Origin of the sequence: Mesorhizobium argentiipisi (SeqCode) (assembly GCF_037179585.1) — a bacterium.
GTDB lineage: Bacteria > Pseudomonadota > Alphaproteobacteria > Rhizobiales > Rhizobiaceae > Mesorhizobium > Mesorhizobium argentiipisi.
Map to the genome: position 1 here is coordinate 21,946 of NZ_JAPYKO010000016.1, position 17,807 is coordinate 39,752.

Consider the following 17,807-nt stretch of genomic DNA (forward strand, 5'->3'; position numbering starts at 1 on the left):
GCTGACTCTATCTGAGTCCAAGCGGCGGGAAGGCAAGTTTCGGGTGGTTGCAACGCTCTGGAAGACCGATATTCGCGACCAAGGAGATATTGCCATGAACGCTCAGATGACCATGAATACGCGGATGAAACCGACCGCGATCCTTGAGAACGACATTACGCCGGAAGGCAGCGACTATGACGTCGTGCGCCGCGCCATCGAGAAGATCAGCCTCGACTATCGCGACCAGCCCTCGCTGGAAGTGCTGGCCGAGGAAGTCGGCGAAACGCCGACCGGCCTGCAGAAGCTGTTCACGCGCTGGGCCGGCCTGTCGCCCAAGGCTTTCCTGCAGGCGGTGACGCTCGACCATGCGCGCAGGCTGCTCGATTCCGGCATGCCGCTCCTGGAGACCTCGTTCGAGCTCGGCATGTCCGGCCCCGGCCGGCTGCACGACCTCTTCGTCACTCATGAGGCGATGTCGCCCGGCGACTATAAGACCCGAGGCGCGGGTCTCATCATCCGCTACGGCTATCACATCTCGCCTTTCGGCATCGCGCTGATCATGGTCACGGACCGCGGTCTCGCCGGCCTCGCCTTCTGTGACGCCGACGGCGAGCGGGCTGCCTTCACCGACATGTCCGGTCGCTGGCCGAACGCGACCTATGTCGAGGACATGTCCGCCACCCAGGCTTACGCCGCGCGGGTCTTCGACCCGACGAAGTGGCGCGCCGACCAGCCGCTGCGCGTCGTGATGATCGGCACCGATTTCCAGCTTCGCGTCTGGGAAGCGTTGCTGCGCATCCCTATGGGCAGGGCCTGTACCTATTCCTCGATCGCGGCAAGCATCGGCGCGCCCAGCGCCAGCCGGGCCGTCGGCGCGGCGGTGGGCGCCAACCCGATGTCCTTCGTGGTGCCCTGCCATCGGGCGCTGGGCAAGTCCGGCGCGCTCACCGGCTATCACTGGGGTCTGACCCGCAAACGCGCCATCCTCGGCTGGGAAGCGGGTCAGGTGGCGTCGTAAAATCGACGGCTAGGGCCCTGTCGACATCTTCCTAGTACTTTGATTTTGCGCATGATCCTTTCTGAAATCGGTTCCGATTTTCGGGGTCATGCGCTAGCCTCCCGCGCATCAGCAGGAGGCACTTCTTGATTATCGTTGTCGGTTCGATCAATCTCGACCTCATCGCCAATGTCGACCGCTTGCCGGAACCCGGCGAGACGGTGCGCGGCTCTGGCTTCGCCACCGCCCCCGGGGGGAAGGGCGCCAACCAGGCGCTGGCCGCGGCGCGCGCCGGCGCGCAAGTGCGCATGGTGGGTGCGGTCGGCAAGGATAGCTTTGCCGCCGAGGCGCTCGCCCTTCTCAAGGCCGGCACTGTCGATCTGTCCGGTGTCGGCGAGAGCTTCGCCTCCACCGGCACGGCCTTGATCCTGGTCGGCGCCGACGGAGAAAACGTCATCGCCGTCGTGCCGGGCGCCAATGATTCGGTGGTGCCGGGCGATATCGCCAAGGCCTATCTTAAAAAAGGCGACGTCGTGCTCTTGCAGCATGAGATCCCGCTGCAGACGGTCGAGGCTACGCTTGACGCGGCGCGCGCGGCGGGCGCCGTCAGCGTGCTCAACACCGCACCCTTCCGTGCCGAAGCCGCCGGCTTCATCGGCAAGGCCGACTTTGCCGTCGCCAACGAAACCGAGTTCGATCTCTATGGCGAGGCGCTGGCGCTTTCCGGGCGCGACCGCCCGGCCCGCATGCGCGACTATGCCCAAAAGACGGGCCGCATCATCGTCGTCACGCTAGGCGGCGACGGCGTGCTCGCCGCCACGCCGGGCGATTTCCTTGCCGTTCCGGCGCTGAAGATCACGCCGGTTGACACGGTCGGCGCCGGCGACACCTTCTGCGGCTATTTCGGGGCCGGCCTCTCGTCCGGTCTCTCACTTCAGGATGCGCTCACCCGCGCCGCCGCGGCCGGGTCGCTCGCCTGCCTGAAGCCAGGCGCGCAACCGGCGATCCCGCTGGCCAAGGATGTCGACGCAGCTTTGGCGGGGACCCGTTAAGCGATGCGCCCTGTCACAAAACATGCCGTGTCGCCTGCCGGCGATATCTGCCGCCTCTCCGCCGTCGAGCTCGCTGACGGGATCAGACGGCGTCACTTTTCGGTTCGCGAGGTGGTCGGCGCGTTCCTCGACCGCATCGAGGCCGTGAACCCGCAGGTCAACGCTATCGTCTCGCTGCGCGAGCGCGCCGACATCCTGGCCGAGGCCGACAGAGCCGATGCTCATCTCGCCCGCGGCGGCGAGGCCGGATCGCTGTTCGGCCTGCCGATCGCCATCAAGGACCTTGCCCTGACCAAGGGGCTCAGAACCACCTTCGGTTCGCCGATCTTTGCCGATTTTATTCCCGACACGGACGACTTCTTCGTCGAGCGTATCCGCAAGGCCGGCGCTATCATCATTGGCAAGACCAACACCCCGGAATTCGGGCTGGGTTCCAACACCTATAATCCCGTCTTCGGGCCGACGCTCAACGCCTTCGACCCGGCGCTGACCGCAGGCGGCTCGAGCGGCGGCGCGGCCGTGGCGCTGGCGCTCGACATGGTGCCCGTCGCCGACGGCAGCGACTTCGGCGGTTCGCTGCGCAATCCGGCGGCCTACAACAATGTCTACGGCTTCCGTCCCTCGCAGGGTCTTGTGCCTGCCGGCCCGGACGTCGATGTCTTCCATTCGCAGATGGGCGTCGAGGGGCCGATGGGCCGCAACATTCGCGACATCGCGCTGCTCCTCGACGAACAGGCCGGCTATCACCCGCATGCACCGCTTTCGCACGACAAGGCGGGCTCGTTCCTTGACGGTTTGCGGACCGAAGCGTCAGGCGGCCGCATCGCCTGGTTGGGCGACCTCGGCGGCCACCTGCCGACGGAGCCGGGCGTGCTCGATCTTTGCGAGGCTGCGCTTGCCCGCTTCGCCGATGCTTCCTTCCACAGCGAGGCCTTGGTGCCGGATGTCGACTTCGAGGCGCTGTGGCAGGCTTTTGTCACCTTGCGCCAGGCGAGCAGCGGCTGCGGGCTGAAGGTGCATTATGACGATCCGGCAAAACGCGGGCTTCTGAAGCCGGAGGCTGTCTGGGAAGTGGAGCAGGCGATGCGCCTGACCGCGCCGCAGATCCATGCCGCGACCGTCCGGCGCACCTCCTGGCACAGGACGCTGCTTACGCTGTTCGAGCGCTTCGACCTGATCGCGCTGCCCACCGCCCAGGTCTTTCCCTTCGACGTGACCACCCACTGGCCGCCCGAGGTGGCGGGGCGGGCCATGGACAGCTATCACCGCTGGATGCAGGTCTCTGCCTTTGCCACGCTGGGCGGCTGCCCGGCGCTCAACGTGCCGGCCGGCTTCGACGAGAGGGGCCGGCCCATGGGCATGCAGTTGATCGGCCGCGCGCGAGGCGATCTCGCCGTGCTTAAGGCGGGCGCCGCCTACGAGGCGACCCTGCCATGGGCGGCGGGAGCTGCATGACGGGCCGCCCTGCCCGGCCAGCTTGCGCCGGCGCCGATCCCGTGCATTGATCGCGGTCCGCCCAAGTCGGCGCTGTCCTGTTCGAGGGAAATGATGTCGCTGGAACTCTACGCCACCTATGTCGTCGCCTGCATCGTCATCATCCTGGTGCCGGGACCCACGGTCACGCTGATCATCGCCAACAGCATCCGCCACGGCTCGCGCGCGGGCTTGGCCAACGTCGCCGGCACCCAGGCCGGCCTTGCCATCATGATCGCCATCGTCGGCATCGGCCTCAACACGCTGATCGCCGGCATGGGCCACTGGTTCGAATGGGTGCGGCTGATCGGCGCCGCTTATCTCGTCTGGATGGGCGTGCAGATGTTCCGCGCCAAGGGCGCGCTGAACCCGGACGGCTCGGCCAAAAAGCCGCGCGGCGGCTTCTTCCTGCAGGGTTTTCTGGTGGCAATCAGCAATCCGAAGACCTTGGTGTTCTTCGGCGCCTTCTTCCCGCAGTTCATTGCGCCGCAGGGCAATTATACGCTGCAGATCGTCGTCATGGGCCTGACCGCCATGATCTTCGCCGCTATGTCGGACTCGACCTATGCCCTTGCCGCGGGCCGCGCCGGCCGGCTACTGTCGGCCAGCCGCGTCAGGCTGATGTCGCGCATCAGCGGCAGCTTCCTGGTCGGCGGCGGACTGTGGCTGGCGTTCTCGAAGGCGAAGTGAGCACCTCTCCTTCTCCCCTTGCGGGAGAAGGTGGATCGGCGCGCAGCGCCGAGACGGATGAGGGGTGTTTCAGCGGAGTGAGACGTCGGCGTTCCCTGGAACACCCCTCATCCGACCGAGCTTCGCTCGGCCACCTTCCCCCACAAGGGGGGAAGGAACGGCGCTATAGCCGCCCGAGCCGCTCTACCAGCAGCGCAAAGAAGCCGTCATGATCGATGTCGCGCATCACCATGGCGTTCTTTTTGCGTTTGGTGACACCCCACCAGTCGATCACCGTCATGCCCATGGTGAGTTCGGAGGTCGTCTCGACGCTGACATTGCAGTGGCGGCCCTTGAACAGCTCCGGCTTGACGAGATAGGCGATCACGCACGGGTCGTGCAGCGGCCCGCCATCGGTGCCGTATTTTTCCTCGTCATAGCGCTCGAAGAATTCCAGCATCTCGGCGGTCGCTGTGCCGACCTTGGTGCCGAGTTGGCGGAAAGCCTGGATACGCTTGGAGGTGGTCAGCGCCTTGTGGGTGACGTCGAGCGGCATCATCACGATCGGAATGCCCGATTTGAACACCAGATCGGCGGCCTGCGGGTCGACATAGATGTTGAATTCGGCGGCCGGCGTGACATTGCCGCCCTCGAAGAAGCCGCCGCCCATCAAGACGATTTCCTTGATCCGCGGCGCGATCCTGGGCTCGCGGATCAGCGCCAGCGCGATATTGGTGAGCGGTCCGAGCGGGCAGAGCGTGATCGTGCCGCTTTCCTCGCGCATCAGCGTCTCGACGATGAAATCGACGGCGTATTGTTCCTGGAGCGGCATGGTCGGCTCCGGCAGCTGCGGGCCGTTCAGGCCGGTCTTGCCGTGCACTTCCTCGGCGGTGACGAGTTCGCGCGCCAGCGGCCGGATGGCGCCGGCATAGACCTTGATGTCGGACCGGCCGGCCAGTTCGCAGATCTTGCGGGCGTTGTTCTGGGTCAATTTCAGCGGCACGTTGCCGGCAACCGCCGTGATGCCGACGATCTCCAGCTCGGAACTGCCGAGCGCCAGCAATATGGCGACGGCATCGTCCTGGCCGGGATCCGTGTCGATGATGATCTTTCTGGACTGGGGCATTTCAATTCCTTTTGGGGAGTCTTTTTGGGCGGGTTTTAGAGCATGATCCCCGAAAAGTGGGAATCGGTTTTCGGACAGGATCATGCTCCCAATGAAGGGCTAGATGGTGATGACGGTTCGACGAAACGTCGTCCTGATTTGGCGGCTTGAACTTGATCGTGCGACGGACCATATCAAGGCCATCGGGAAAAATGCCATCCGGGTTTTTCCAGTTTGTGTCGCTCTTCAGAGGACAGTGTAACAATGAGTCGAATGACGCCCTTCTCCAGCCCGCTTCTCCTGGGTTTCGATGCCATGGAAAAGACGCTCGAACGTCTGGCGAAGTCCGGCGACAGCTATCCTCCATACAATATCGAGCGCCTCAGCGCCGCTGACGGCAAGGCCGAGAGGCTGCGCATAACGTTGGCCGTTGCCGGTTTCGCAGAAAGCGACCTCGATGTCACCACGGAGGAAAACCAACTGATCGTGCGCGGTCGTCAGACTGACGACACCGAGCGCGAATTCCTGCACCGCGGCATCGCCGCTCGCCAGTTCCAGCGCTACTTCGTGCTGGCCGACGGCATGCGAGTGATCGCGGCGGAACTGAAGAACGGTCTGCTGTCGATCGATCTCGACCGGCCGGAGTCCGAGCGGATGGTAAGGAAAATAAACATATCGGTGAAAGACTGACCTTTGCCGATGGCTCTATGCGAGGCGGCCGATCCTGGCGTCCTCGCGCCAAGGAGGCTTGAAATGACCAGAACTGACGAAACGATCACCATGACCAGCGGCGAACTCGCCCATCTCGGCGAAGGTTCGGTTGCCTATCTCAGGAAAGTGTCGAGTGACGACCTGCGCGGCCGCTTCCCCGGCCTTCAGGAAATCGCGCCTGGCCTGGAGCTGTGGGCGCTGTTTGCCGCCAACGGCCAGCCGATCCTGCTTTCCGATGCCCGTGACCGGGCGCTGGCGGGTGCGTTGGAGAACGATCTGACCACTGTCGCGATCCACTAGACCATAATCCCGAAAAGTGAGGTCTTAAATCGGAAGGGCCGCCCGCGGCGGCCCCTGAGGGTGCAATCTAAAGGCAGGTTTCAATCCAAAAACCTCAGGCTGCGTGCGAGGCCTGCGTATCGGATAGCAATGCGTGGATTGCCACCGCGTCGCGCGTGCCCCTGATCTTCGCCACCGTGTCGGCATCGCGCAGCACGCGCGCGATGCGCGACAGCGCCTTGAGATGGTCGGCGCCCGCCCCCTCCGGCGCTAGCAGCAGAAACACCAGGTCCACCGGCTGGTCGTCCAGCGCCTCGAAATCGACTGGCGTTTCCAGCCGGGCGAAGACGCCGGCGATCCGCTTCACGCCGGCGAGCTTGCCATGCGGAATGGCGATACCGTTGCCGACGCCGGTCGAGCCCAGCCGCTCGCGCTGCAGGATGGTATCGAACACCTCCCGCTCCGGAATCCCCGAAATCGCCGCCGCCCTCTCCGACAGCAATTGCAGAAGCTGCTTTTTGGAATTTGCCTTCAACGCCGGCATGATCGCCGGGACGCTGATGAGATCACTGAGATCCATGCTTGAAAAATCCCTTGCTCGCCTGCCGCGCCAGTCGTCGCCCCCTTGCGCGGCTGGCTTTTTATCCTTGCGCGACTTTGGTCGTCGACGGATCGATCCAGCCGATATTGCCATCCGGCCGGCGGTAGACGATGTTGAGATGGTCGGTTCCGGCGTTGCGGAACAGGAAGACCGGGCTGTCGCTGTTGTCGAGTTCGATGACCGCCGAAGCCACCGACATGGTCCGCAGCGTCACGCTTGATTCGGCGACGATGACCGGAGCGAAGTCCTCCGGAATGTCTTCCTCGTCGTCGGTGAGGGGAGCCATCACGGTATAGGCGATGTCGGTCGGCTCTTCGCCGTTGCCGTTGCCGGTATTGCGGGATTTCAGCCGGCGCTTATAGCGGCGCAGCCGCGTTTCCAGGCGGTCGGCGGCCGCCTCGAAGGCAAGCGTCGGGTCCTGAGCGTCGCCGGTTGCCTGCAGCGAGGCGCCGGAATCGAGCCGGACCATGCAGTCGGCCGAGAAGCGCGATCCCGATTTGATGACCGTGACATGTCCTGAAAAACCCCGATCGAAATATTTCTCGATCGCCTCGCCGACCCGGTCGTTGATGCGTGTGCGGAACGCATCGCCGATGTCCATGTGTTTTCCCGAAATGCGTAGATTCATCTGAAAACTGACCTTCCTTGCTCAGGCTTCAAACTGTTCCCGAGTTTATACCCGTGGCGCGCGCGCACAAGCTTCGCAGCGGCATGCGCGCCGATTTTAGACCCGAACTTTCCGGTTGATCACAAGTCGCCTTCTTGGCCGTCCATGGCCATGTCTGACAGACCCATTCGCAAGCGGGCATTACCGCCCCGCTCCATGCGGGCGGGCTTCTAGACACTTCATTGCGGCTTGTCAATCAAGCTTGGGAATTGTGGGAAAGCAGCCAGTCTCGCACCGGCCAAGGCTTGTCGGGATTCCGGGCCGAGCCTAGCGGCCGACGTTCGCGAGCGCCCGCTTTTCCCGCCGCCGCTGCACCGACGATGGGATATTCATGCCTTCGCGGTATTTCGCGACGGTGCGGCGCGCGATATCGACCCCGCTTTCTTTGAGCATGTCGACGATGGCGTCGTCGGAAAGCACGTCGGCCGGTTTTTCCTCGTCGATCATCTGCTTGATGCGGTCGCGCACCGCCTCGGACGAGTGCGCTTCGCCGCCTCCGGCCGAGGCGATCGACGCCGTGAAGAAATAGCGCAGTTCGAAGACGCCGCGCGGCGTCAACATATATTTGTTGGCGGTGACGCGGCTGACGGTCGATTCATGCATGCCGATGGCATCTGCCACCGTGCGCAGGTTGAGTGGCTTGAGGTGGCGCACGCCATGGACGAGGAAGGCATCCTGCTGCCGCACGATCTCGGACGCCACCTTGAGAATGGTCTTGGCCCGCTGGTCGAGGCTGCGCGTCAGCCAATTGGCGTTCTGCAGGCATTCGGCGATAAAATCCTTTTCCGCCTGGTCCTTAGTGTGGCTTGAAATGCGGGCGAAGTAGACATTGTCCACCAGCACGCGCGGCAGCGTATCGGCGTTGAGCTCCACCGCCCAGCTGCCGTCATTGGCCGCGCGCACCTCGACATCGGCGACGATCGCATCGCTCGCGCCGCCTGAAAACGCCAGGCCGGGACGCGGATCGAGCGCGCGGATCTCGGCCAGCATGTCGAGGAGATCCTCCTCGTCGACGCCGCAGATGCGTTTCAGCGTCTGGAAATCCCGCCGCGCCAGAAGCTCGAGATTGGCGACCAGCGCTTTCATCGCCGGATCGAGTCGGTCGCGCACCGCCAGTTGCAAGGACAGGCACTCCGCAAGGTCGCGCGCGAAAAGTCCTGAAGGCTCGAAGGTCTGGCAGAGACCAAGCACGCGCGCCACCGCCGCTTCGTCGGCACCGAGCCGGGCCGCGATCTCCACCAGGTCGGTGCGCAAATAACCGGCTTCGTCGAGCCCGTCGGCGAGCTCACCCGCGATCAGGCGTTCGCCGGGGCTGAGGGACGCAAGCGCGATCTGCTCGCCGACATGTTCGCGCAGCGTGGCGACGGCCGCCGCCATGTCGCCCACGTCGAATCCTTCCGATGACGCCGTGCCGGCGCTGCCGGCGGCCGACTTCCACTGCGCCGTGAGATCAGGCCCCAGCCTCTCATGGGTGCCGGGATCATCGGGAAACAGGTTCTCCAGCGAGGAATCGAGCTTTTGCGAGATCGCTTCGGCGCTCCATTCCGTCTCGCCTTCGAACCAGTCGCCTTCGGGATCCCGCTCCGGCGCCGCCTCGCTTTTCTGGGCTTGGTCGCCGGCGGCATCGTCCTGCGGTTCGGCCCGCTCCAACAGCGGGTTGCGCTCGATCTCCTCGTCGATGAAGCGCTCGAGCTCGATGTGGGTGAGCTGCAGCAGGCGGATCGACTGCATCAGCTGCGGTGTCATCACCAGCGACTGGGCCTGTCTGAGCTGCAGTTTGGCTGCCAGCGCCATGGTGGGATTCAAACGCCTCGTCTACGCGTCGTACAGTTGTTTTTCGGTCGGGCATTGAAACTGGCCCGGCTTTTGCTTGTCAAGGAAAACGCTAGCAGCTGCGGCTTACCGGAGCGTTATCGAGCGCTAAAATAGCGAAAAGCCGCCACGCAATGTCCAAAGTCGCGCCTCGACCCGAAAACCGCGGATCAGAGTGTGAAGCCCTCACCGAGATAAAGACGCCGCACATCGGCGTTGGCGACGATCTCGTCGGCCCGGCCATGCGTAAGCACCTGGCCGGCATGGATGATATAAGCGCGGTCGATCAGGCCGAGCGTCTCGCGTACATTGTGGTCGGTGATCAAGACGCCGATGCCGCGGGCCGTGAGGTGGCGAACGAGCTGCTGGATGTCGGCGACCGCGATCGGGTCGATGCCGGCGAAGGGCTCATCGAGCAGCATATAGGCCGGCCGCGTCGCCAGCGCCCGCGCGATTTCGAGGCGACGCCGTTCACCGCCCGACAGCGACATCGAGGGCGCCTTGCGCAGATGGCTGATGTGGAATTCCTCAAGCAGCTCGTCGAGGTTGCGTTCACGCGCCTTGCGATCTTTTTCGACGACTTCCAGCACGGCGCGGATGTTCTGCTCGACGTTAAGGCCGCGGAAGATCGACGCTTCCTGCGGCAGATAGCCGATACCGAGGCGGGCACGCCGGTACATCGGCATCGACGTGACATCGAAGCCGTCGATCTCGATCGAGCCTTCGTCGACCGGCACAAGGCCCGTGACCATGTAGAAACAGGTGGTCTTGCCGGCGCCGTTGGGCCCGAGCAGGCCGACGGCCTCGCCGGCGCGCACGCCAAGCGTCACCCCGCTCACCACCTTGCGGCCCTTGTAGCTCTTGGTCAGGCCCTTGGCGATCAGGGTGCCCTTGAACTTCGCCTTGTCGGTGCCGACCATCGCCGGCGCAGCCGGTTTTGCGGCCGCCAGTCCCGGAAGACGGGCCAGCAGCGAGGTTACGCCGGCCATTAGTTGCCCGACGCTCCCTGCTGCTGCGCGCCCTGCTTCTGGGGCGTGAACGACATCATCACGCGGCCGCCGCAGCCATCGACATTGGCGAGGCCGCTCTTCATCTGCACGGTGAGCTTGCAGCCCTTGAGCACATTGTCGCCTTGCGACAACACCACTTCCTTGCCCTTAAGCACCAGCACCTGCGTCTTCATGTCGAATGTGCCGCTGTCGCCCGTGGCGATCTGGTCGTTTGATTTGACGTAGACTTTGTTCTCGACCTCCAGGTGGTCGATATTGGCCGCGCCGGTCATCGCCGAGGCGCCGGCCGCGGCGCTTTTGCCGGCATTGGCATCCTTGACGTAGTAGACCGTCATCTTGCCGGCCTTGAGCAGAGTCGGCCCCTGATTGACGGTCACGTTGCCGCTGAACACGGCCATGCTCTCGGCCTGGCGGACCTCAAGCTTATCGCTTTCGATCTGGATCGGCTGGTCGCCCGACAGTTTCAGCCCCGAAATCTGGCTGGTCGCGCTCGATTGCGCGAAAGAATGCGCCGTCGCCAAAAACAGCAATGCGAAAGCAGCGCCCGCAAGCCATGCCGATTTACTGCGACGCATTCTGTTCTCCACCGTTTACCCCCGCCGCCTTCAGCGCGGTTGGATCTATCTTAACGCGAACCCGGCTTTCGAAGACCACGAGCCTGCCATTGTCCTCGACCGCCATCGAGTCCGCGGTGATGCGCGATCCGCCGCGGCTGACGTCGACCGGATTGCTCGTCTTCATAGAGCCTTTGCTCATGTCTAGGAAGATCGATTTGAACTTCGCCATCAGACCGTCCGTCGTCGTCACGCTGACCTCGCTGGTCAGGTCCATCGTGTTGGCGTCGCGATTGTAGATACCGTGCGCGGCATCGACCGACACGATGTTGTCGGTGGCGAGGGGCAGCTTGGCGTTGATGCCTTCGAGATCGATGACGGCCTGCTGGCCGACATCCTGCGTCGCCCTGGTCGCCGTCAGCGAATATGGCAGCTTCTGCTTGGTGAAGCCGTTGAGCTTCGGATTGGCCATCACCAGCTTGCCGTTGGAAAACGCCGTGCCGTCGGCCTGCACCGAGACGGACAGCGGCGCTTTGAGGTAGGAATAGACCGGAAAGGCGACGGCGATCACGACCGCGAGCAGCGGCACCGCGAATTTCAGGACGCGCACGCGGCGCGAGTGGCGCTGCGCGCGGTTGAAAGCATCGCCACGCGTGCCGCCTTGGGTCGCCGGGGCCGATGCCTCGCCGGCATGGCTCGTTTCGTCAGATCGCGCCAACATGACTTTCTAATGGACCTTTGCCCGCCCAAACACCGCCTATAGGTGGTATGCCGGCACCTACAAGCAAGCACAAGCGGAGGAAAACTGCAAAATGTGACAACTGGCCGCCGGCGAAATCGACAGGAATCCGGCGAGACGGCTTGTACTTTATAGCAGATAGGGACTTGGTTGCGTTAATTTTTCGTGAGGTCGGCGTCAACGCTTCATGGCGGGGCATTTTAGGAAACGGTAGCCGTGTGCCAAGGCTTGCTTTAAAAGCGTGCTTTCCCACCGATCCATGAGGCTGAAGATGGCAATGAGAGCCGACGACCTGATCGACCGCCGCCGCTTGCGCCGCAAGCTGACTTTCTGGCGCGTGGTCGCGTTTCTGGTTCTGGCGGCCGCAATTATCGCCTTCTCGACCTGGGTCTATGACGAGAATTTTGCCGGCCGGGCGGTCCCCCATATCGCCAAGGTCACAATCGAAGGCACCATCACCGAGGACGAGGACCTGCTCAAAAGGCTGGAATCGATCCGCAAGTCGCCGGAGGTGAAGGGCGTCATCCTGTCGATCGATTCGCCCGGAGGCACCACGGTCGGTGGCGAGTCGACATTCGATGCCGTGCGCAAGCTTGCCGGCGACAAGCCGGTGGTGGCCGAAGTCGGCACGCTGGCGGCATCGGCCGGCTATATGATCGCCAGCGCTGCCGACCACATCGTCGCCCGCAAGACCTCGATCGTCGGTTCGATCGGCGTGCTGATCCAATACCCTGATGTCAGCGGCCTCATGGATAAGCTCGGCATCAAACTGGAAGAAGTGAAATCCTCGCCGCTCAAGGCTTCGCCCTCGCCCTTCAAGCCGACCAATGACGATGAGCGCGCCATGGTGCGCAAGCTGATCCTCGACAGTTACGACTGGTTCGTCGGCATTGTCGCAGACCGCCGCAAAATGACGCATGAGCAGGCGCTGGCGCTGGCCGACGGTTCGATCTTCACCGGCCGCCAGGCTTTGGCCAACCATCTGGTCGACGCCGTCGGCGGTGAGCAGGAGGCGATCGACTGGCTGGCGACGAAGGGCGTGGACGCCAAGCTCAAGGTCGTCGAGTGGAAGGACAAGGACCGGCGTGGCGGTTTCCTGTTTTCCCAGTCCATGGCAAAAGTGGCGGCCAAGGCGCTTGGCCTGCCGGATGCCGGCGGCGATGTCATTCACGAGCTCGGCGCCGACCGCTTGTTTCTTGACGGTCTCGTTTCGGTCTGGCACCCTTGACATCTCGCTGGGACGAGCCAAAAAAGCAATAAAATCATTCTGATAACCGACTGCAGTGGTTTTACGGGGAACGTTCTATGATCAAATCCGAGCTTGTGCAGATCATTGCCGCGCGCAACCCGCACCTTTTCCTGCGCGATGTCGAAAACATCGTCGGCGCGATCTTTGACGAGATCACCGATGCGCTTGCCGAGGGCAACCGGGTCGAGTTGCGCGGTTTCGGCGCCTTTTCGGTGAAAAACCGTCCTGCCCGCACCGGCCGCAATCCGCGCACCGGCGAATCCGTCGAGGTCGAGGAAAAGTGGGTGCCGTTCTTCAAGACCGGCAAGGAGTTGCGCGAGAGACTGAACGGCGGCAAATAGGCGCCGCGCCGGCGGGTTGAATCGGCATCTTGGCGCCTAAAGCATGTCTCCCGAAGTGAAGACCGGTTTTCGGGACAAAGACATGTGCGCTTCAAGAAGTCTCTCCATGGAGATCTGATGTTCAATCGCTTCATCCTCGTCGTGGTCTTAGTGCCGCTGGCCATCATCCTGATCGCGCTCGCCGTCGCCAATCGCGGCGCCGTCGCCTTCACGCTCGATCCGTTCCATCCCGGCAATCCCGCGCTGACGCTGACCCTGCCGCTTTTCATCTTCCTGTTCCTTGCCTTGGCCGTCGGCATGGTCGTCGGCAGCATGGCGACCTGGGTGAAGCAGGGGCGCTACCGCAAGCTCGCGCGCCAGCGCGGTCTGGAAGCCGAAAACCTGCGCCAGGCGGTGAGCCGCCCGCCAGCAGCGCCCAAAGGACCGGCGCTGCCCAAGCCCACGAACTAGAGCAATTCCAGGAAAAGTGTGAGCGGTTTTCCGTCCGAAATTGCGTAAAAACAAGGAGATAGAACATTTCACCGTTTCCGTGAAACGGTGAAATGTTCTAGAGAATGATGTCGAAACGTGTGAAGCGGTTTTCAAGCGACATCATGCTCTGTTTCTGAGCAACACCTTACGGAGCCTCCGATGCTGACCATTTCGGCCGCCGAGGTCGACCGCGCGCTGACCTTTCCCGGCCTTGTCGAGACATTGCGCACGGCTTTTCGCGACGGCGCCGTGCAGCCGGTTCGCCACCATCATGGCGTCGAACGGCCGGACGGCGCCGCCTCGACCCTGCTTTTGATGCCGGCCTGGACCGATTTCAACGCCGCCGGCACCTCGGCGGGCGGCCATATCGGCGTCAAGATCGTCACCGTATCGCCGGACAACAACGCCATCGGCAAGCCGGCAGTGATGGGTCTCTATCTTTTGCTCGATGGCGTCACCGGCGAACCGCAGGCGCTGATCGACGGACAGCGGCTGACGCAGTGGCGCACGACCTGCGCCTCCGCGCTCGCCGCCTCCTATCTCGCGCGCAAGGACGCCTCGCGGCTTCTGGTGATCGGCGCCGGCGCGCTGTCGCCGTTCCTTGCCAAGGCGCATTCGGCGGTCAGGCCGATCACATCCATCCGCATCTGGAACCGCACGCCCACCAATGCCGAAAAAGTAGCGGCTGCCTTGCGCGCCGAAGGCCTTCCGGCAAGTGCCGCCGGCGATCTCGATGCGGAGCTTGCCGAGGCCGACATCGTCGCCTCCGCGACCATCTCGAACACGCCGGTAGTCAAGGGCGCGCTGCTGAAGCCGGGCGCCCATGTTGACCTCGTCGGCGGCTTCACGCCGACGATGCGCGAAAGCGATGACGACGCGATCAAGCGCGCCCGCGTCTATGTCGACACCCGCGCCGGCGCCACCAAGGAAGCCGGCGACATCGTCCAGCCGCTGGCCTCGGGCGTGCTGAAGCCGGACGCCATCGTCGCCGACCTGCACGAGCTTGCCCGAGGCGAGAAACAGGGCCGACAAAGCGACAGCGAGATCACGCTGTTCAAGTCGGTCGGCGCAGCGCTCGAGGATCTGGCCGCAGGCATCGCCGTCTACAAGGCGCTCAAATAGGCAATAGGGAAGATAGACCTACTGCCTACTGCCTACTGCCTACTGCCTACTGCCTACTGCCTACTGCCCATTCGGCCAATAGACGCGCAGGCGATGATTGTCCGGGTCGAGCGCAACGAAGGTGCGGCCGAAATCGAGATCTATTGGCGCCTGCAGTACCTTAAGGCCTCTGCCAGCCCAATTCGCATAGGTGGCATCGACCGCTGCCGCGTTCTCGACGGCAAGCACGAGCTCGCCGCCACCGCCTGCTGCGGCCGCAGCCGGTTCCACCGTGTGGCGCGACCAGAGGCCGAGCTTGAAACCCTTGTCGAGCACGAACATGACGAAGGTCGGCGAGGATTCGACCGGCTCGCGTCCGAGCAGAGAAGCGTAGAACGCGCCGCTCTTTTCCGGACTATCGACATAGAGGATGACGAAATTCGGCGTGCTCATATCTGATCTCCAAAGTGTCTGAACCTTGGAGACCATACGCGGACCTGCTGTCAGATTCTGGCAGCTGCGATCAGCCGGAAGCGTCTTTCCCGCCGTTCCGGCCAGGCGCGTCAAGGCCCGCCCGCCACTCCTTCAGCATCGCCTGGCGGCGGCGCGGATAGCGGATGCCGGTCGTTGTCAGGCCGGACATCCGGTCGGCGCGGAAATGGCGGAAATCCTGGCGCGTTTCGCACCACGCCACCATCACCCGCACCTTGTCGAAGAAGGCGAGCGCGAACGGCCAGACCAGGCGCTTCGATGCCGCTCCCCCGGCGTCACGGTAGAGGAAGCCAAGCTTGCGCTCGTCGCGGATCGCCTGCCGCACGATGCCGAGGTCGATCGCTTCGATACTTTCCGAGCGCGGCCCGACAAGCAGTGTCGTAGCGTCGAGATCGTCGCGCAGATCGTCCGGCAGCACCGCCGCGATCTTGGCCAGCGCATCCGCCGCGGCGGCCGCCAGCCTTTTGTCCGGCTGCTTCGCCACCCAGCGCGAGCCGAGCACGATCGCCTCGATCTCCTCATCGGTGAACATCAGCGGCGGCAGCATGAAGCCGGGCTTCAGCACATAGCCGAGCCCCGCCTCGCCTTCGATCGGCGCGCCCTGCCCCTGTAGCGTCGCGATATCCCGATAGAGGGTGCGGATCGACACGCCGATTGCATCCGCAAGCGTGCGGCCGCTCACCGGCCGGCGGTGGCGGCGAAGGATCTGGACGAGGTCGAGCAGGCGGGCTGAACGGGACATGAATGGCTAACCGGCGTGCCGGACAATAGGGCTGGCCTGCACATCACGGCAAGCAGTCCGATCCAACGGGAACGCCTGCTGACTATTGCCGTTGTCTCCACAATGGAGATGCGCGGATTCCTGCTGTTCTGGTCGGTGCTGACCGTTTTCGTCGCGGCGCTCAGCCTTGGGCCCTCCTTTGCCCATGTGCTGGAATCACTGCCGAGGCTGACGAAATGGTCGCCGGCGCTGTGGCGCGAGGCGACGGTCTTCAACGGCCAGTTCCTGCTTTTTGCTGTGATCGGAGCGCCGCTCGATATCGCAGCGATCCTCTGCCCAGCGATGCTTGCCTGGATGCTACGTGCGGACCCGTTTGCCTTCCGGTTCGTGCTCGTCGCCGCATTGCTTTATGCGGTCTCGCTGGCGCTTTGGTTCGGCCTCCTCAAACCGGCAAACGCTGTCCTCGCGACCTGGACGCCGGGGCCAATTCCAGAAAACTTCGAAGCCGTCCGACTGCGTTGGGAAACCGGCCACATGGCGGTGACGGCGGCGAAGGCGCTTGGCTTCATTTCGCTTTGCTTCGGCCTGCTCGGCGTCCGGCATGGTTGATGACCCCACCATTGAATGAGCCGGGCTTTGTTGCGCCGGTGGGCTTAGCTGTGGCAGAAGCGGGCCGAACCGCCGGAGATGATCCTTCTTGAAATCTTTTCGCGACAAACGCCGCGATGGCCGCCCGCATCCCGCAAGGGCGGAACAGCCCCGCCCGCGTGAGGCGTTCGCGGCCGGACGGCAGCAGGCCGCGCCCGCCGAGCGCCGCGAAACCAAACCGGCGGACCGGCAGGAAGCCAGGCCGGCGCCGCGCGTGCTTGCGCGCCGCGAGGGCACGTTGCCGGCCGAGCGCCTGCCATTGATCCTCGAAGTCGCGCCCAATGCCGATTACGCGCTGCTGGATAGCGGCGCCGGCGAGAAGCTCGAGCAATACGGCCCCTACCGCATCGTGCGGCCCGAAGGCCAGGCGATCTGGCAGAGGGCCCTTCCGGCGAAGGAGTGGGAGCGCGCCGACGCCATCTTCACCGGCGACACCGACGAGGAAGGCATCGGCCGCTGGCGCTTTCCGAAGGCGCCGCTCGGCGAAACCTGGCCGATGAAGCATGACGGCATCGATTATCTCGGCCGCTTCACATCCTTCCGCCATGTCGGCGTCTTTCCGGAGCAAGCCTCGCATTGGGACCATATGGCGGGACTGATCGCGGCGGCAAAGCGCCCGGTCAAGGTGCTGAACCTCTTCGGCTATACGGGCCTCGCCTCGCTGGTGGCGGCCCGCGCGGGCGCCGAGGTCACCCATGTCGACGCCTCGAAGAAGGCGATCGGCTGGGCGCGCGAGAACCAGGAGATGGCGGGGCTTGCTGACAAGCCGATCCGCTGGATCGTCGAGGACGCGGTGAAATTCGCGGAACGCGAAGAACGCCGCGGCAGCCGCTACGACATCGTGCTGTTCGATCCGCCGGCCTATGGCCGCGGGCCCAAGGGCGAGGTCTGGCAATTGTTCGAGGATCTGCCGGGCCTCACCGACCTCTGCCGCTCGATCCTGACGCCAAAACCGCTCGCCGTCGTTCTCACCGCCTATTCGATCCGCGCCTCCTTCTTCGCTATCCATGCGCTGATGCGCGATACTTTCGCCGGCATGGGCGGCACGGTCGAATCCGGCGAGCTGATCATTCGCGAGAAATCGGCCGGCCGCGCGCTGTCGACCTCGCTGTTCTCGCGCTGGGTGGCTTGAA

At 63.9% G+C, this 17,807-nt stretch carries 21 protein-coding genes; 12 read left to right on the top strand and 9 right to left on the bottom strand.

Features of this window, described 5'->3' with window-relative positions; translation table 11 throughout:
- Positions 1-94: 94 nt before the first annotated feature.
- The 4 genes from O7A05_RS21280 (at position 95) to O7A05_RS21295 (ending at position 4,194) form a co-directional block, all read left to right on the top strand.
- Positions 95-1,000 carry a methylated-DNA--[protein]-cysteine S-methyltransferase gene (locus O7A05_RS21280; protein WP_337094927.1) on the top strand — a complete coding sequence of 302 codons (906 nt, stop codon included), beginning with the start codon at positions 95-97 and terminating at the stop codon, positions 998-1,000.
- A gap of 125 nt (positions 1,001-1,125) precedes the next feature.
- Positions 1,126-2,031, top strand: coding sequence for a ribokinase (locus tag O7A05_RS21285; RefSeq protein ID WP_337094928.1), 906 nt, complete (start codon positions 1,126-1,128; stop codon positions 2,029-2,031).
- Positions 2,032-2,034: 3 nt separating this feature from the next.
- Positions 2,035-3,486, top strand: a complete 1,452-nt coding sequence (locus tag O7A05_RS21290) for an amidase (RefSeq protein WP_337094929.1) — start codon at positions 2,035-2,037, stop codon at positions 3,484-3,486.
- Positions 3,487-3,579: 93 nt separating this feature from the next.
- Positions 3,580-4,194 carry a LysE family translocator gene (locus O7A05_RS21295; protein ID WP_337094930.1) on the top strand — a complete coding sequence of 205 codons (615 nt, stop codon included), beginning with the start codon at positions 3,580-3,582 and terminating at the stop codon, positions 4,192-4,194.
- A 163-nt stretch (positions 4,195-4,357) separates the two neighbouring features.
- On the opposite strand, the gene O7A05_RS21300 is transcribed toward O7A05_RS21295, so the two are convergent.
- Positions 4,358-5,299, bottom strand: a complete 942-nt coding sequence (locus tag O7A05_RS21300) for a nucleoside hydrolase (protein ID WP_337094931.1) — start codon at positions 5,297-5,299, stop codon at positions 4,358-4,360.
- Between the two features lie 243 nt (positions 5,300-5,542).
- Here O7A05_RS21300 and O7A05_RS21305 point away from each other — a divergent pair, with 243 nt between their 5' ends.
- Positions 5,543-5,968 (top strand): Hsp20 family protein, encoded by a 426-nt coding sequence (locus tag O7A05_RS21305; RefSeq protein ID WP_337094932.1) that lies wholly within the window; start codon positions 5,543-5,545, stop codon positions 5,966-5,968.
- A gap of 63 nt (positions 5,969-6,031) precedes the next feature.
- Entirely contained in the window at positions 6,032-6,289 is a 258-nt protein-coding gene (locus O7A05_RS21310) for a BQ00720 family protein (RefSeq protein WP_224513840.1), read from the top strand.
- 94 nt (positions 6,290-6,383) lie between these two features.
- Here the strand turns inward: O7A05_RS21310 and ptsN are convergent, their stop codons facing one another.
- The 6 genes from ptsN to lptC form a co-directional block, all read right to left on the bottom strand.
- A complete protein-coding gene (gene ptsN / locus O7A05_RS21315; protein WP_042641064.1) occupies positions 6,384-6,848 on the bottom strand; it encodes a PTS IIA-like nitrogen regulatory protein PtsN in 465 nt (154 codons plus the stop codon).
- Between the two features lie 61 nt (positions 6,849-6,909).
- Complete coding sequence (hpf, locus tag O7A05_RS21320; protein ID WP_337094933.1) at positions 6,910-7,497, bottom strand: ribosome hibernation-promoting factor, HPF/YfiA family; 588 nt, start codon at positions 7,495-7,497, stop codon at positions 6,910-6,912.
- A gap of 306 nt (positions 7,498-7,803) precedes the next feature.
- The gene (gene rpoN, locus O7A05_RS21325; protein WP_337094934.1) at positions 7,804-9,330 is read right to left on the bottom strand and encodes an RNA polymerase factor sigma-54; all 1,527 of its coding nucleotides are present in this window, start codon (positions 9,328-9,330) and stop codon (positions 7,804-7,806) included.
- 188 nt (positions 9,331-9,518) lie between these two features.
- Positions 9,519-10,337 (bottom strand): LPS export ABC transporter ATP-binding protein, encoded by an 819-nt coding sequence (lptB, locus tag O7A05_RS21330; RefSeq protein WP_224513834.1) that lies wholly within the window; start codon positions 10,335-10,337, stop codon positions 9,519-9,521.
- Entirely contained in the window at positions 10,337-10,933 is a 597-nt protein-coding gene (locus O7A05_RS21335) for an LptA/OstA family protein (RefSeq protein WP_337094935.1), read from the bottom strand. Before O7A05_RS21335 ends, lptB begins: the two co-directional genes overlap by 1 nt.
- Complete coding sequence (gene lptC, locus O7A05_RS21340; protein WP_337094936.1) at positions 10,920-11,633, bottom strand: LPS export ABC transporter periplasmic protein LptC; 714 nt, start codon at positions 11,631-11,633, stop codon at positions 10,920-10,922. The genes O7A05_RS21335 and lptC overlap by 14 nt, the downstream gene beginning before the upstream one ends.
- Before the next feature lie 289 nt (positions 11,634-11,922).
- Between lptC and sppA the strand changes: the two genes are divergently transcribed.
- The 4 genes from sppA (at position 11,923) to lhpI (ending at position 14,834) form a co-directional block, all read left to right on the top strand.
- A complete protein-coding gene (sppA, locus tag O7A05_RS21345) occupies positions 11,923-12,879 on the top strand; it encodes a signal peptide peptidase SppA (RefSeq protein WP_337094937.1) in 957 nt (318 codons plus the stop codon).
- Between the two features lie 77 nt (positions 12,880-12,956).
- Positions 12,957-13,241, top strand: a complete 285-nt coding sequence (locus O7A05_RS21350) for an integration host factor subunit beta (RefSeq protein WP_027165368.1) — start codon at positions 12,957-12,959, stop codon at positions 13,239-13,241.
- A gap of 117 nt (positions 13,242-13,358) precedes the next feature.
- Entirely contained in the window at positions 13,359-13,691 is a 333-nt protein-coding gene (locus O7A05_RS21355) for a DUF1049 domain-containing protein (protein WP_337094938.1), read from the top strand.
- Between the two features lie 180 nt (positions 13,692-13,871).
- Entirely contained in the window at positions 13,872-14,834 is a 963-nt protein-coding gene (gene lhpI / locus O7A05_RS21360) for a bifunctional Delta(1)-pyrroline-2-carboxylate/Delta(1)-piperideine-2-carboxylate reductase (RefSeq protein WP_337094939.1), read from the top strand.
- Between the two features lie 60 nt (positions 14,835-14,894).
- Here lhpI and O7A05_RS21365 read toward each other — a convergent pair whose 3' ends face one another.
- Positions 14,895-15,266, bottom strand: coding sequence for a VOC family protein (locus O7A05_RS21365; RefSeq protein ID WP_337094940.1), 372 nt, complete (start codon positions 15,264-15,266; stop codon positions 14,895-14,897).
- Between the two features lie 70 nt (positions 15,267-15,336).
- Positions 15,337-16,047, bottom strand: a complete 711-nt coding sequence (locus O7A05_RS21370; protein WP_337094941.1) for a helix-turn-helix transcriptional regulator — start codon at positions 16,045-16,047, stop codon at positions 15,337-15,339.
- A gap of 102 nt (positions 16,048-16,149) precedes the next feature.
- On the opposite strand from O7A05_RS21370, the gene O7A05_RS21375 reads away from it, so the two are divergent.
- On the top strand, positions 16,150-16,635 hold the full coding sequence (locus O7A05_RS21375) for a DUF1772 domain-containing protein (protein ID WP_337095047.1): 486 nt from the start codon (positions 16,150-16,152) through the stop codon (positions 16,633-16,635).
- Positions 16,636-16,723: 88 nt separating this feature from the next.
- Complete coding sequence (locus tag O7A05_RS21380; RefSeq protein WP_337094942.1) at positions 16,724-17,806, top strand: class I SAM-dependent rRNA methyltransferase; 1,083 nt, start codon at positions 16,724-16,726, stop codon at positions 17,804-17,806.
- Position 17,807 lies beyond the last annotated feature (1 nt).